This window comes from Cupriavidus sp. PET2-C1, from assembly GCF_054515855.1.
The window spans coordinates 3856892-3870846 of sequence record NZ_CM137259.1; the positions used below are offsets into that span (position 1 = coordinate 3856892).

Sequence of the window (13955 nt, forward strand, 5' to 3'; positions counted from 1 at the left end):
GCCGGACCTTCCCTGATTTTCCAGCCGCCCGACATCCAGCCCTTGCGCCGGTGTCTTCCGAACGCGCTGCACGCCCACCCCGGCCGTGCGTGGACACTCGTCCGCGCCATGGTCTCTCCGGGGCGGGTCTGACGACCTTCCAGCCCCAAGTTGCCGACACCGCGGCGTGCGCCATACTGATACGCAGGCGCCGCAGCACAAGAGGATCGACATGACCGAACTGGAATTCAAATCGCTGGCCGAGCAGGGCTACAACCGTATCCCCCTGATCACCGAAGCCTTCGCCGACCTGGAAACGCCGCTGTCGCTGTACCTGAAGCTGGCGCAATCGCAAACGCGCGGGGTCAACACCTTCTTGCTGGAATCCGTGGTGGGCGGCGAGCGCTTCGGACGCTACTCGTTCATCGGCCTGCACGCCCGCACCCTGCTGCGCGCCTCGGGCATGCGCACCGAAGTGGTCACGGATGGCCGCGTGGTGGAAACCCACGAAGGCAACCCGCTCGACTTCATCGCCGACTTCGAGAAGCGCTTCAAGGTGGCGCTGCGCCCCGGCCTGCCGCGCTTTTGCGGTGGCCTGGCCGGCTACTTCGGCTACGACGCGGTGCGTTATATCGAGAAGAAGCTCGCCAACACGCAAAAGCCGGACGACCTGAACCTGCCCGACATCCAGCTGCTGCTGTGCGAAGAGCTGGCCGTGATCGACAACCTGTCCGGCAAGCTTTACCTGATCGTCTACGCTGACCCGACCACGCCGGAAGCCTACGCCCGCGCCCGCCAGCGCCTGCGCGAACTGCGCATGAAGCTGCGCCAGCCGGTGGATGTGCCCATCACCAGCCCCTCGGTGCAAACCGACGTCTACCGCGAATTCGAGAAGGCCGACTACCTCGCCGCCGTGCACAAGGCCAAGGAATACATCATGGCTGGCGACATGATGCAGGTGCAGATCGGCCAGCGCCTGGTCAAGCCGTACCGCGACTCCCCGCTGACGCTGTACCGCGCGCTGCGCTCGCTGAACCCGTCGCCATACATGTACTTCTACAACTTCGGCGACTTCCAGATCGTGGGCGCCTCGCCCGAGATCCTGGTGCGCCAGGAAACCCGCCGTGTGGGCAGCAACGGCGACCAGCGCGAGGATCACATCGTCACCATCCGCCCGCTGGCCGGTACCCGTCCGCGCGGCAACACGCCAGAGAAGGACGCGCAACTGGCCACCGAGCTGCTCAACGATCCCAAGGAAATCGCCGAGCACGTGATGCTGATCGACCTGGCGCGCAACGACATCGGCCGCATCGCCGAGATCGGCTCGGTCAAGGTCACCGACCAGATGGTGATCGAAAAATACTCCCACGTGCAGCACATCGTCAGCTCGGTGGAAGGCACGCTCAAGCCCGGCATGAGCAACCTCGACGTGCTGCGCGCCACCTTCCCGGCCGGCACGCTGTCGGGTGCGCCCAAGGTGCACGCGATGGAGATCATCGACGAGCTGGAGCCGCGCAAGCGCGGCATCTACGGCGGCGCGGTGGGCTACCTGTCCTTCGGCGGCGAGATGGACCTGGCCATTGCGATCCGTACCGGCATCGTCAAGGACGGCAATCTCTATGTGCAGGCTGCCGCCGGCATCGTTGCCGACTCGGACCCCGAAGCCGAATGGAGGGAAACCGAAGCCAAGGCGCGCGCCGTGATCCGCGCCGCCGAGCAGGTCCAGGACGGCCTGGACTCGGATATTTAAGGTAAAGGGAACAGGGGAACCGCCATGCTGCTGATGATCGACAACTACGATTCGTTTACCTACAACATCGTCCAATACTTCGGCGAACTCGGCGCCGACGTGCGCACCTATCGCAACGACGAAATCACGCTGGAAGACATCGAGGCGCTCAAGCCCGACCATATCTGCGTTTCGCCCGGCCCGTGCAGCCCGCGTGAAGCCGGCATTTCCGTGGCAGTGCTGCAGCACTTTGCCGGCCGCATCCCGATGCTGGGCGTGTGCCTGGGCCACCAGGCCATCGGCGAAGCCTTCGGCGGCAAGGTGATCCGCGCCAAGCAGGTCATGCACGGCAAGGTCAGCCGCATCGAGACCACGCAGGAAGGCGTGTTCGCCGGCCTGCCCAAGCACTTCGACGTGACGCGCTATCATTCCCTGGCGATCGAGCGCGAGACCTTGCCGGATTGCCTGGAAGTGACGGCCTGGACACCGGATGGCGAAATCATGGGCGTGCGCCACAAGACGCTCGCCATCGAGGGGGTGCAGTTCCACCCCGAGTCCATCCTGTCCGAGCACGGCCATGCGCTGCTGGCCAACTTCGTCAAGGCGCCCCGATGAGACTGCTCGATACGCCTAGCGCGCCGGTCCCCGGCGCGGCCCACACCAACGCAAAGACCGAGACCGCCATGTCCATCACGCCCCAGGAAGCCCTCACCCGCTGCATCGAACACCGCGAGATCTTCCATGACGAGATGCTGCACCTGATGCGGCAGATCATGCAGGGCCAGATGTCGCCGGTGATGGCCGCGGCCATCCTGACCGGCCTGCGGGTCAAGAAGGAGACCATCGGCGAGATCTCGGCGGCGGCGCAGGTGATGCGCGAGTTCGCCAACAAGGTGCCAGTCAAGGACCGCGAGAACTTCGTCGACATCGTCGGCACCGGCGGCGACGGCTCGCATACGTTCAATATTTCCACCGCGTCGATGTTCGTGGCGTCCGCCGCCGGCGCGCGCATTGCCAAGCACGGCAACCGTGGCGTGAGCTCCAAGTCGGGCAGCGCCGATGTGCTGGAGGCGCTGGGCGTGAACATCATGCTGACGCCGGAGCAGGTCGGGCACTGCATCGAGCAGACCGGCATCGGCTTCATGTTCGCCCCTACCCATCACCCGGCCATGAAGAACGTCGCCCCGATCCGCAAGGAAATGGGCGTGCGCACCATCTTCAATATCCTGGGCCCGCTGACCAACCCGGCCGACGCGCCCAATATCCTGATGGGCGTGTTCCACCCCGACCTGGTCGGCATCCAGGTACGCGTGATGCAGCGCCTGGGCGCGCGCCATGCGCTGGTGGTCTACGGCAAGGACGGCATGGATGAGGTCTCGCTGGGCGCCGCCACGCTGGTGGGCGAACTCAAGGACGGCGAAGTGCGCGAGTACGAAGTCCACCCCGAGGATTTCGGCCTGCAGATGATCTCCAACCGCGGCCTGAAGGTGGCCGATGCCGCCGAGTCGAAGGAAATGCTGCTGGAAGCGCTCACCGATGTGCCCGGCACCCCGCGCGAGATCGTCACGCTCAACGCCGGCACGGCGCTGTATGCGGCCAATGTGGCCAGCTCGATCGAGGACGGCATCCAGCGCGCGCGCGAGGCCATCGCCAGCGGCGCGGCGCGCGAGAAGCTCGACCAGTTCGTGCGCGCCACGCAGCAGTTCAAGTAAGCCCGAGCCATCCAGCCCCGCGAGAGAATTACCGCATGTCCGATATCCTGCAGAAAATCCTGGCCGTGAAGGCCGACGAAGTGAACGCGGCGCGCAAGAAGCGCGCCCTGCCGAGCCTGCGCGCCGAGGCCGAGAGCCTGCGCGCCGAACCGGGCCTGGCGCCGCGCGGCTTCGAACGCGCGCTGCGCGAGAAGATCGCCGCCGGCAACGCCGGGGTGATCGCCGAGGTGAAGAAGGCCTCGCCCTCCAAGGGCGTGTTGCGCGCGAACTTCGTGCCGGAAGCCATCGCCGAGAGCTACGCCACGCATGGCGCGGCCTGCCTTTCCGTCCTGACGGACGTGAACTTCTTCCAGGGCCACGCTGACTTCCTCAAGCGCGCCCGCGGCGCCTGCCCGTTGCCGGCCTTGCGCAAGGACTTCATGATCGACCTGTACCAGGTCTATGAAGCGCGCTGCTGGGGCGCCGACGCCATCCTGCTGATCGTGTCCGCGCTGGACCCGGGCCTGATGGCCGAACTGGAAGCCTGCGCGCATGAGCTCGGCATGGACGTGCTGGTGGAAGTGCACGGCGGCGAAGAGCTCGACGCCGCGCTGCGCCTGAAAACGCCGCTGCTGGGCGTGAACAACCGCAACCTGCGGACCTTCGAGGTATCGCTCGACAACACGCTGGACCTGCTTGCGCGCATCCCCGACGACCGCCTGGTGGTGACCGAATCCGGCATCATCGGCCCGGACGACGTGCACCGCATGCGTGACGCCAATGTGCACGCCTTCCTGGTGGGCGAGGCCTTCATGCGCGCACCCGACCCGGGTGTCGAGCTGGCCCGCCTGTTCGCCTGAACGGAAACATAAAACCACAATGGCCCAGGAAATCGAACTCAAGCTGGCGGTGCCGGACGGTGCCATGCCGGCGCTGGCGGCCTGGCTGGATGGACAAGGACAGGCGCGCGGCGAGCACACGCTGCTCAACGTCTACCTTGACACGCCCGCGCGCGACCTCGCCAGCGCACGCGCCGCCCTGCGGCTGCGCCGCCGCGGCGAGCAATGGCTGCAGACGCTGAAGACCGCGGGCAAGAGCGAAGCCGGGCTGGCCGCCCGTCACGAGTGGGAAACCAGGGTGGCGGCCGAAGCCATCGAGCTGGACGCCTTCCCGCCCGAGGCGCGCGCCCTGCTCGCGCCACTGGCCGCCACTCTGGCACCGGTATTCCGCACCGATTTCACGCGGCGCACCTGGCTGGTCGAGCAGGACGGCGTAAGCATCGAGGCCGCGCTCGACGTCGGAACCATTTCAGCGCCCGCCAGCGCCGCGCAAGAGACGATCCAGGAACTGGAGCTTGAGTGGCTGCCCGGCGACACCGGACAGGCGGCGCCCACCCAAGCACAGGCTGAAGCCGCGCTGCGCGCGCTGGCGCTGCGGCTGCAGCACGTTGCGCCCCTCAAGCCGTCCGACCAGAGCAAGGCCGCGCGCGGCTATCGGCTCGCCGCCGGTGCCGGCCACGCCTGAGCTGGCGCGCCCGCGCCCTCTCGCCCCTCCCTAAAAGAACAGGTACTCCTCCAGCATGACCAAGCACAACAGCGCACAGGCCGACCTGTTCGCAGCCCCGGCCGTTGCCGCGGCCGAAACCGAAAACGCCGCCGTGCCTGCCCCGGCCGCCGCCAGCCTGTCGGAGCAAGCCGCCGCGCTGCCTGCGGCCTGGCGCGCATTGCTGGCCCCCTGCATGAACACCGCCGGCTGGCAGGAACTGGCCGCCTTCGTCGACGGCGAGCGCGCGAGCGGCAAGCCGGTCTTTCCGCATGACGTGTTCCACGCCTTGCACCTGACGCCGCCCGAGACCGTGAAGGTAGTCATCCTCGGCCAGGACCCGTATCACGGCACCGGCGTGGTCAACGGCAGCGAGGTTCCGCAGGCGCATGGCCTGGCCTTCTCGGTGCCGGACGGCGTGCGCGTGCCGCCCAGCCTGCGCAACATCTTCAAGGAAATCGCCGCGGAGTATGAAGGCGGCGCTGCACCGGCTTCCGGCAATCTCGAAGGCTGGGCGCGCCAGGGCGTGCTGCTGCTCAACACCGTGCTGACGGTGGAGCAAGGCCAGGCCGCCAGCCACGCCAAGCGCGGCTGGGAAGCGGTGACCGATTGCCTGATCCAGGCCTTGTCGGCCGCGCGCCCGCACCTGGTCTTCCTGCTGTGGGGCAGCCATGCACAGGCCAAGAAGCCCTTGCTGGCCGGCACGCACTGCGTGCTGGAAGCGCCGCATCCGTCACCGCTGTCGGCACACCGGGGTTTCCTGGGCTGCGGGCACTTCCGGCTGGCCAACGATTGGCTGCAACAGCACGGCACCGCGCCGGTGGACTGGCGCGCCACCTGAGCCGCCGCGCAGCCGCCCCCTTGCCGGGCACGCCTCAAGCGGTCGGCAGGCAGTCGAAATCCTCGAACTCACCCGCGCCGGGCAACGCCACCAGCGCGTTGACCTGCGCGTCCGGCGGCCCGCGCCGCATCCAGTTGCAAAGGGCCTCCAGCCGATCCGGCGGCCCATAGGCCATGACCTCGACCGAGCCGTCGTGCCGGTTGCGCACCCAGCCGTTGATGCCAAGCGCCCCGGCCTGCCCCGCGCAGGCCACGCGGTAGCCCACGCCCTGCACCCTCCCCTTGACCACGATGTGCCATGTTTCCATCTGGCTTCCCCTTGCCGCGCGCGAGCGCTGAAACATCCGTTGAAACGGTTACGACACGCATAACAGGTAAACTAGACCGCCATGCAAAGCGTTACCAGTAAGGGCAGGCCAATACAGGTAACGTCCGCAGCACAACGACGCGCAAGGTGCGCCCTGTCGACAACCCGAAAGCCCTGTTCCTAACCTGAGCCAGCGCAGCGCAAGGCGCCCACGCCCTGGCTGGCACCACCGATCCGATCCATCCCGGCCCCCGGACCGCCCGGCCCCACCCGGCCCATACGGCAACCGCAGCCAACGTTTCCACTGCCAAGATAATGCAGCAAGCCGAATACGACCAGGCCAGCTCGGTCACTTCCCGTGGCTACGCCAGCCAGTTGCTGACCGCGCCGCCGAACCGCTTCGACCTGGCGCTGCTGCCCATCATCCTGGCGGTGATCGTGCTGGTGGCCTTTGCCGCCCGCCAGATGAACGTGCCCTACCAGCCCGGCGAACCGCTGGACGTGCACCTGGACATCGCCTACCTGCCCTACTACCTCATGCGCACCAGCATCCGCATGATGATTGCGCTGGGCGCCTCGCTGCTGTTCTCCTTCGCCTTCGCGGCGCTCGCCTCCAAGAACCGCATCGCCGAGAAAGTGATGGTACCGGCGCTGGACATCCTGCAGTCGATCCCGGTGCTGGGCTTCCTGTCGATCACCGTGACCGGCTTTATCGCGCTGTTCCCCGGGAGCCTGGTCGGGGTGGAATGCGCCGCCATCTTCGCCATCTTTACCTCGCAGGCCTGGAACATGGCGTTCAGCCTGTACCAGTCGATCCGCACCATCCCGACCGACCTGGTGGAAGCGGCAGCCATGTTCCGGCTCTCGCCGTGGCAGAAGTTCTGGCGCCTCGAAGTGCCTTTCGCCATGCCGGGCCTGCTGTGGAACATGATGATGTCGATGTCCGGCGGCTGGTTCTTCGTGGTGGCGTCGGAAGCCATCTCGGTATCGGGCAACGACATCCGGCTGCCGGGTATCGGCTCCTACATCTCGCTGGCGATCCAGCAGCAGAACCTGGCGGCGATCGGCTGGGCCATCCTGGCCATGCTGATCGGCATCATCCTCTATGACCAGTTGCTGTTCCGGCCGTTGATTGCCTGGGCCGACCGCTTCCGCTTCGAGATCATGGCGCAGGAGACCGAGCCGCAATCGTGGCTGCTCAACCTGCTGCGCCGCTCGGAATGGGTACGCGTGCTGCTGGGCCGCACGGCGGCGCTGGCCGAGCGCACGCTGGCCTGGGGATCCGGGCGCAAGGCGGTAGCGCCGAAGGCCAACGATGGCCGGCGCGCCATGTGGATCGAGCGCGCCGGCAACATCATCATCATCGCGATTGCCATGCTGGCCCTGTATCGCGTGATGCACTTCGTGCGCACCGAGGTGGGTTGGGCGGAAGTTGGCCATGTGCTGTGGCTGGGCACCCTGACCATGGTGCGGGTGATCGTGCTGATCGCGCTGGCCGCGGTGATCTGGGTGCCGATTGGCATCCGCATCGGCCTGAACCCCAACGTGGCGCGCGTCGCCCAGCCGGTGGCGCAGTTCCTGGCCGCCTTCCCGGCCAACCTGATGTTCCCGCTGGTGGTGATGCTGATCGTGCGCTTCGGGCTGAACCCGGAGGTCTGGCTCAGCCCGCTGATGATTTTCGGCACGCAGTGGTACATCCTGTTCAACGTGATCGCCGGTGCTTCCGGCATCCCCACCGAACTCAAGCTGGCCGCGCGCAACTTTGGCCTGCGCGGCTGGCTGCTGTGGAAACGCTTCCTGATCCCCGCCGTGTTTCCCAGCCTGCTGACCGGCCTGGTGACCGCGGCCGGCGGCTCTTGGAATGCGAGCATCGTGTCCGAGTACGTCACCTGGGGCGACCGCACGCTGGTCGCCACGGGTCTTGGCAGCTATATCGCGGAGATGACCTCCAAGGGCGACTTCCCCCGCATCGCGCTAGGCATCGGCGTGATGGCGGTGTTTGTGGTGGGCTTCAACCGCCTGCTGTGGAACCGCCTCTACCTGCTAGCGCAGGAACGCACGCGCCTTTGAACCGCCATGCGCAGCCAATACACTGCCAATACGCCGCCCATTTGAAGCCCTGAATCTGAACGGAATTCCATCATGGCAAGCCCCACCGCAGACGCAGCCGAATCCGTAGTCGAACTGCGCGGCGTCTCAAAAATCTTCCGCACCGCGGACCGCTCCGACCGCGCCGTGCTCGAAGGCGTGGACCTGACCCTCAAGCGCGGCGAGATCGTCGCCATGCTGGGCAAGTCCGGCTCTGGCAAGTCCACCCTGCTGCGCATCATGGCCGGTCTGGTCGGCGCCGATCGCGGCGAGGTGTGCTTTCGCGGCGAGCCGCTGCGCGGCACCGCCGAAGGCATCGCCATGGTGTTCCAGTCGTTCGCGCTGTTTCCCTGGCTCACCGTGCAGCAAAACGTGGAGCTCGGGCTGGAAGCCCAGGGCGTGCACAAGGAAGAGCGCGCGCGCCGGGCCGAGGCGGCGATCGACATGATCGGGCTGTCGGGCTTCAACAGCGCGCTGCCGCGCGAGCTCTCCGGCGGCATGCGCCAGCGCGTGGGCATTGCCCGTGCGCTGGTGACCGAGCCCGACCTGCTGCTGATGGACGAGGCCTTCTCCGCGCTCGACGTGCTGACCGGCGAGACCCTGCGCGACGAAATGCTCGACCTGTGGGAAGACGGCCGCACCAACATCAAATGCATCCTGATCGTCTCGCACAATATCGAAGAAGCGGTGATGATGGCCGACCGCATCGTGATCCTGTCGAGCGATCCGGGCCGTATCCGCGCCGAGGTGAAGATCCCGTTCCCGCGCCCGCGCAACCGCGACTCTTCCCAGGTACGCGGGCTGATCGACGAGGTCTACACACTGATGACGTCGCCCGCCGCGATGGGCCCGCGCGTCACCGCGCTGGCGGCCGCGCGCGATATCGGCTACCGCCTGCCGGATGCCGACATCAGCCAGATGGAGGCCATTCTCGACCTGCTGTGCGAAGCACCCTTTTTCGGCAGGGCCGACCTGCCGCACCTGGCCGAGGAAGCCGGGCTCACCGACGATGACCTGCTCCCCGCCTGCGAAGCGCTGCACCTGCTGCAACTGGCCACCATCGAGCGCGGCGACATCAGCGCCACCGGCCTGGGCCGCGCGTACTACGAGACGGAGCCGCCCGAGCGCAAGGTGCTGTTCGGCAAGCAATTGCTGCAACACGTGGCACTGGCCGCGCAAATCCGCCGCGAGCTGGAGCAGTCCGAGGACGGCGAGATCCGCGAGGAACACGTGCTGCGCGAGCTCGAAGCCTTCCTCAAGCCAGACGAAGCCGAGCGCGTGCTGACCCTGGCAATCGAATGGGGCCGCTATGGCGAGGTGTATGAATACAGCTACAACAGCGGCATGCTGACGCTGCCCCGCGAGGAGCAGCCGGCGCCAGGCACGGGCACGCAGGCCTGACTGGGCACAGCCTGGGATTCTGGTTCTTCAGGTTCCTAGCGCTCGCGCATGGCCCGGCCGATCGCGCCGGTACGCAGGGCGATCTTGGCGGTGTCCTCGCGCAGCGCGCGCAGGCGGCGCTCCAGGATGGCATTGGCGGTGCGCCCGGTGGAGCTCGCCGTGCTGGCGGTGCCGCCGGCCTCGCCGGCAGCCCGGGTCAGCTCGCCCGAGGCCGCGGCCTGTACCAGCACATCGGCGCGGCGGCGGTCGGCGGAATCGGCCAGGCGGGCGCGACGCTCGCTGGCGTCTTCGGCCGCGGGCGGCGCGGCGAGCGCTTCCGTGCCGATGGCAGCATCGGCGGCGCGCACGGCCTGGGTATCGGACACCGCCACAACATTGGCACCATCGGCGCCATCGGCACCATCATCGGCAACACCAACGGCGGCCGCCACGTTGGCACCAACGCTAGCGTGCACCAGCCCTGCTGTCTCCGTGGCTTTCACCGGCGCCTTCGCCTTCGCCGGGTCCTTCACCGCGCGGATGAAACCCGCACCCCGCCCACCGGCACGATCGTCCTCGGCCAGCCGTTCGCTGGCCAGCTGCAGGCTGTTGGCTGCGGCATCGGTGGCCTGGCGGATGGCGGCTTCGGCGGCCGGCAGGTCCAGCTCGCCGTAGTGTTCGCGCACCTGGATGCGCGCCGCGGCCACGTGCGCCGCCACCAGATAGTTCTGCACGATGAAGCGGTTCAGGTTGTCCACCGCGCGATGCCGGCTCTTAGGCTCGTCGAGCATGCGCTGGAACGACCCGATCAGCGCGGACAGGCTGTCCATGAACTGCTTGCGCTGCACCCGGTAGGCAAAATCGTCCTTGGCCACGCGCAGCAGCAGGTCGCGCGTGGCGGCAATGTAGCGGCGGTTGGCCTGCAGCACGTTTTCCACCAGCGCGGGCAGCGCGCGATATTCCCAGCTGGGCAGCACAAAGCTGAACACCGTGGCGATCACGCCGCCGATCACGGTATCGATCAGCCGCTCGCCCGCTACCGTGGAACTGCCCGGCACCAGCAGGTTGATCTGGATCAGCACCTGCACGCAGGCGGCAACGGCCGTGTAGCGGTACTTGATCGTGGAGAACGCCGTGCTGGCCACCAGCGCCAGGAACAGCACGCCCAGCAGGATCAGCGGCTGGTGCACGACCTTGAGCACGCCCACCGCGATCACGCAGCCGATCAGCGTGCCGATCAGGCGGTCGTTGTAGCGCTGCTTGGTCATGCTGAAATTGGGCTTCAGGATGACGATGATGGTCAGCAGGATCCAGTAGCTGTGCGACACATACGGCAGGTGCTCGGCAATCCACAGCCCCGCGCCCACCGCCATGGTGATGCGCAGCGCAAAGCGGAACGCCGGCGACTTCCAGTTCAGATTGTCGCGCAGCACCTTGAGCTCGTAGCGCTGGCGCGTCAGGAACGGCGTCATGTCCGGCCCGGGCAGCACCTTGCTGGGCTCCACCGGCGTGCGCGATGCTTCGTGCAGCTGCTCCACCAGCACGATGGCGCCCTTGATCATGTCGAGCGTTTCCACCGCCGCCGTCATCGCCGCCGGGTTGATGTGGTGGTACCGCAATTGCGCGATCTCGTGCGCGACGGCGCGCAGCTCGTCCCGGTAATCCACGGAAGCGTAGGAAGGCCGGCCGCGGGTGATGTCGTAGGCGATCCCCTCCACGTCCTTGCACATCAACTGCACCAGGCGGCGCAAGTGATCGAGTACCGGCGTGCTGCCAAAGGTCTGGCGCAGCAGCGGGTAATCGGTATTGGTGGAGAGGATGTACTCGTACAGGTCCAGCATGCGCATGTGGACCTGCACCAGCAGCCCGTCATGCGTCGTGCGGTTGCCGCGCAGCACCAGGTCGCGCGCGGCCTGCTGGCGCTCCGCCACCACGATCTGCTGGCGCACCAGCTGGTTGAACAGCACCTCGTAGTCGTTGCCGGCATCGTAGAAGCCTGCCTTGATCTCGAGGTACCCGGCCATCTCGTACAGCGACTCGGCCAGCACCTGCTGCTTGGTACGCCGCTGCGTGGCCCAGCTCACCGCCATCGCGTACGCCATATAGGCCACCGCGCCGATACCGAACAGCAAGGAATGCTCGAGCGCGCGCCGCACCACGAAGTCCTCGTTGATGGTGAGCGTCATGACGAACAAGGCCGAGAACTGCAATGGCAAGGTCTTGTTGCCATACACAGTCATCATGCCCGCCATGAAGGTCACCAGCACCAGCACCAGCGGCATCACGCGCGGGAACGGCGTGGCCATGGCCACCAGCAAGGTCACCGCCGTGCACAGCAGCACGCTGGCCAGCATCTCGTTGAACTTGTGGTTGAACGGGCTGGGCAGATCCATCAGGCTGGTGCACAGCGCGCCCATCGACACCACCATGGCGGTGGGCAGGTCCGCGAACTGCAAGGCGATCAGCGTGGCGCCGATCACCCCGGTCGCGGAGCGCAGCCCGCGATACACGTAATGCGAATAAACGAAGGTGCGGGCGTCGTGCGCGTATTGCATGTGGTGGCGATCGGCGGCGTTGGGGGCTAATCGGCCTACAGGCCCAGCCAGCGCGCACGCATGGCCTGGCGGCCGCCTTCGGCCGTCACGGTGTACTGCGCCGCCGGCTCGCGCGCGAAGGTCAGCGGCAGCACATGCAGCTCATCGCGGCGGAACACATGGCACTCGGCGCTATCGCCGTCGCGGTAGCGCGCCAGCAGCTTGTCGAGCTGGCCAGGGGCGACACGCAGGCCGTCCACCGCGGCCAGCAGGTCGCCCGCCGAGATCCCGGCCGCCTGGGCCGCGCCGCCGTCGAGCACCTGGGTCACGCGCACCCAGCCATCCTCGGTCTTGGTCTTGATGCCAAGCGCGGCGTTGCGCTCTGGCTTGGTCGGCACCGCCTTGATGCCGAAGGGCTTGAGGAGCGCGGCGAGTTGCAGCTCGCTGGTGCCTTCGGTAAGCGAGCGCAGCAGCGCACCCAGGCGCAAGCCGCTGACCTCATCGAACAAGGCGTGCACCTCGGCCTCGGTCACGCCGCGCTGCTGCGCGCCTGGCGCGTAGAAGCCGCTGCCGTAGCGCTGCCACAGCGCGCGCATGATGTCGTCGAGCGAGCGGCGGTTGCGGGTCTTGGTGCGGATGGTGAGATCCAGCGCCAGGGCAACGAGCGAGCCCTTGGTGTAGTAGCTGACGATGGCGTTGGGCGCGTTTTCGTCCTGGCGGTAGTACTTGGTCCAGGCATCGAACGAGCTATCGGCCACGCTCTGCTTGGTGCGGCCGTTGCCGCGCAGCACGCCGTTCCAGGTCTTGGCCAGCAGCTCCACGTACTGCTTCTCGGTGATGCGGCCGCTGCGCACCAGCATCAGGTCATCGTAATAGCTGGTGAAACCCTCGAACAGCCACAGCAACGGCGTGTAGGTTTCCTCGCGCAGCCGGTAGGGCACGAACGCTGCGGGCTTGATGCGCTTGACGTTCCAGGTATGGAAATACTCGTGGCTGCACAAGCCGAGGAAGGTGCGGTAACCCTCGGTGGCGTCAGCCTTGCCGCGCGCCGGCAGGTCAGCGCGCGCGCACATCAGCGCGGTGCTGGCGCGATGCTCCAGGCCGCCGTAGCCGTCCGTCGTGACCATGGTCATGAACACGTAGCGGCGGTTGCTGTCGAGGAACGGCGCGGCCTCGGTCTTGGGCTCGAACAGCCGGATCTGCGCTTCGCAGATCTGCTTCAGGTCGCGGCAGACGCGCTCCAGATCGAGCTGCGGCACGCGGCCCGTGAACACCACGTCGTGCTGGGCGCCGCAGGCGCGGAAGCTGCCCATGGTGAAGTTGCCCATCTCAACCGGGTGATCGACCAGTTCGTCGTAGTCGGCCACCTGGTAGCGGCCGAAGCCGTAGCGCTTGGCGCCACCGCGGCCGGGCGCTTCGCGCATGGCCGTGGCGACCCGCCACCCGGCATAAGCCTCGCCGGCGGGTGCATGGATATCGACTGTGCAGGGCTGGTCTTCCTGCCCTTCGGCGCAGAGGAAGACCGAGCTGCCGTTGAAGAAGCCGTGCGTGGCGTCCAGGTGCGCGGCGCGCACCGACAAGTCCCAGGCGTAGACCTCATAGCTGAGCGTAAGCGGCCCGTCCACCGGGGCCGCCTGCCAGCTCTGCTTATCCAGCTTGGTCAGCGCCACCGGCTTGCCGCCGGCCTGCGCGCGGATGCGCACGATATTGCGCGCGAAGTCACGGATCATGTAGCTGCCGGGAATCCACGCCGGCAGGTAGAACTGCTGGCCGGCGGGATGGGGGGCGTCTACCGTGACGGTGACGGCGAACAGGTGCGCTTCCGGTTGAAGCGGGGCAATGGCGTAATGGATCGGCTTCATGAG

At 67.1% G+C, this 13955-nt stretch carries 11 protein-coding genes; 8 read left to right on the forward strand and 3 right to left on the reverse strand.

The genetic code is table 11. The annotated features are described in order from the left end of the window. Positions 1-211 precede the first annotated feature (211 nt). The 6 genes from trpE (at position 212) to ACX12D_RS17410 (ending at position 5782) form a co-directional block, all read left to right on the forward strand. A complete protein-coding gene (gene trpE / locus ACX12D_RS17385; RefSeq protein WP_150985644.1) occupies positions 212-1729 on the forward strand; it encodes an anthranilate synthase component I in 1518 nt (505 codons plus the stop codon). 24 nt (positions 1730-1753) lie between these two features. After that, positions 1754-2323, forward strand: coding sequence for an aminodeoxychorismate/anthranilate synthase component II (locus tag ACX12D_RS17390; RefSeq protein ID WP_441640273.1), 570 nt, complete (start codon positions 1754-1756; stop codon positions 2321-2323). A 68-nt stretch (positions 2324-2391) separates the two neighbouring features. Continuing rightward, on the forward strand, positions 2392-3420 hold the full coding sequence (gene trpD / locus ACX12D_RS17395) for an anthranilate phosphoribosyltransferase (RefSeq protein WP_441640283.1): 1029 nt from the start codon (positions 2392-2394) through the stop codon (positions 3418-3420). Positions 3421-3455: 35 nt separating this feature from the next. After that, a complete protein-coding gene (gene trpC / locus ACX12D_RS17400; RefSeq protein ID WP_459372084.1) occupies positions 3456-4259 on the forward strand; it encodes an indole-3-glycerol phosphate synthase TrpC in 804 nt (267 codons plus the stop codon). A gap of 19 nt (positions 4260-4278) precedes the next feature. Next, complete coding sequence (locus ACX12D_RS17405) at positions 4279-4923, forward strand: CYTH domain-containing protein (protein ID WP_459372085.1); 645 nt, start codon at positions 4279-4281, stop codon at positions 4921-4923. A 55-nt stretch (positions 4924-4978) separates the two neighbouring features. Further along, the gene (locus ACX12D_RS17410; RefSeq protein ID WP_459372086.1) at positions 4979-5782 is read left to right on the forward strand and encodes a uracil-DNA glycosylase; all 804 of its coding nucleotides are present in this window, start codon (positions 4979-4981) and stop codon (positions 5780-5782) included. A gap of 34 nt (positions 5783-5816) precedes the next feature. Here ACX12D_RS17410 and ACX12D_RS17415 read toward each other — a convergent pair whose 3' ends face one another. Then, positions 5817-6089, reverse strand: coding sequence for an acylphosphatase (locus ACX12D_RS17415; protein WP_174428369.1), 273 nt, complete (start codon positions 6087-6089; stop codon positions 5817-5819). 314 nt (positions 6090-6403) lie between these two features. On the opposite strand from ACX12D_RS17415, the gene ACX12D_RS17420 reads away from it, so the two are divergent. Beyond that, the gene (locus ACX12D_RS17420; protein WP_459372087.1) at positions 6404-8158 is read left to right on the forward strand and encodes an ABC transporter permease; all 1755 of its coding nucleotides are present in this window, start codon (positions 6404-6406) and stop codon (positions 8156-8158) included. Positions 8159-8230: 72 nt separating this feature from the next. Then, the gene (locus ACX12D_RS17425) at positions 8231-9577 is read left to right on the forward strand and encodes an ABC transporter ATP-binding protein (protein WP_459372088.1); all 1347 of its coding nucleotides are present in this window, start codon (positions 8231-8233) and stop codon (positions 9575-9577) included. A 35-nt stretch (positions 9578-9612) separates the two neighbouring features. Here ACX12D_RS17425 and ACX12D_RS17430 read toward each other — a convergent pair whose 3' ends face one another. Further along, positions 9613-12111 carry an FUSC family protein gene (locus ACX12D_RS17430; RefSeq protein WP_459372089.1) on the reverse strand — a complete coding sequence of 833 codons (2499 nt, stop codon included), beginning with the start codon at positions 12109-12111 and terminating at the stop codon, positions 9613-9615. Positions 12112-12146: 35 nt separating this feature from the next. After that, positions 12147-13952, reverse strand: coding sequence for a M61 family metallopeptidase (locus ACX12D_RS17435; protein ID WP_459372090.1), 1806 nt, complete (start codon positions 13950-13952; stop codon positions 12147-12149). Positions 13953-13955: the final 3 nt, after the last annotated feature.

Coding starts and splice junctions, on each gene's coding strand:
- trpE (WP_150985644.1), top strand. CDS start 212: ATGACCGAACTGGAATTCAAATCGCTGGCCGAGCAGGGCTACAACCGT.
- ACX12D_RS17390 (WP_441640273.1), top strand. CDS start 1,754: ATGCTGCTGATGATCGACAACTACGATTCGTTTACCTACAACATCGTC.
- trpD (WP_441640283.1), top strand. CDS start 2,392: ATGTCCATCACGCCCCAGGAAGCCCTCACCCGCTGCATCGAACACCGC.
- trpC (WP_459372084.1), top strand. CDS start 3,456: ATGTCCGATATCCTGCAGAAAATCCTGGCCGTGAAGGCCGACGAAGTG.
- ACX12D_RS17405 (WP_459372085.1), top strand. CDS start 4,279: ATGGCCCAGGAAATCGAACTCAAGCTGGCGGTGCCGGACGGTGCCATG.
- ACX12D_RS17410 (WP_459372086.1), top strand. CDS start 4,979: ATGACCAAGCACAACAGCGCACAGGCCGACCTGTTCGCAGCCCCGGCC.
- ACX12D_RS17415 (WP_174428369.1), bottom strand. CDS start 6,089: ATGGAAACATGGCACATCGTGGTCAAGGGGAGGGTGCAGGGCGTGGGC.
- ACX12D_RS17420 (WP_459372087.1), top strand. CDS start 6,404: ATGCAGCAAGCCGAATACGACCAGGCCAGCTCGGTCACTTCCCGTGGC.
- ACX12D_RS17425 (WP_459372088.1), top strand. CDS start 8,231: ATGGCAAGCCCCACCGCAGACGCAGCCGAATCCGTAGTCGAACTGCGC.
- ACX12D_RS17430 (WP_459372089.1), bottom strand. CDS start 12,111: ATGCAATACGCGCACGACGCCCGCACCTTCGTTTATTCGCATTACGTG.
- ACX12D_RS17435 (WP_459372090.1), bottom strand. CDS start 13,952: ATGAAGCCGATCCATTACGCCATTGCCCCGCTTCAACCGGAAGCGCAC.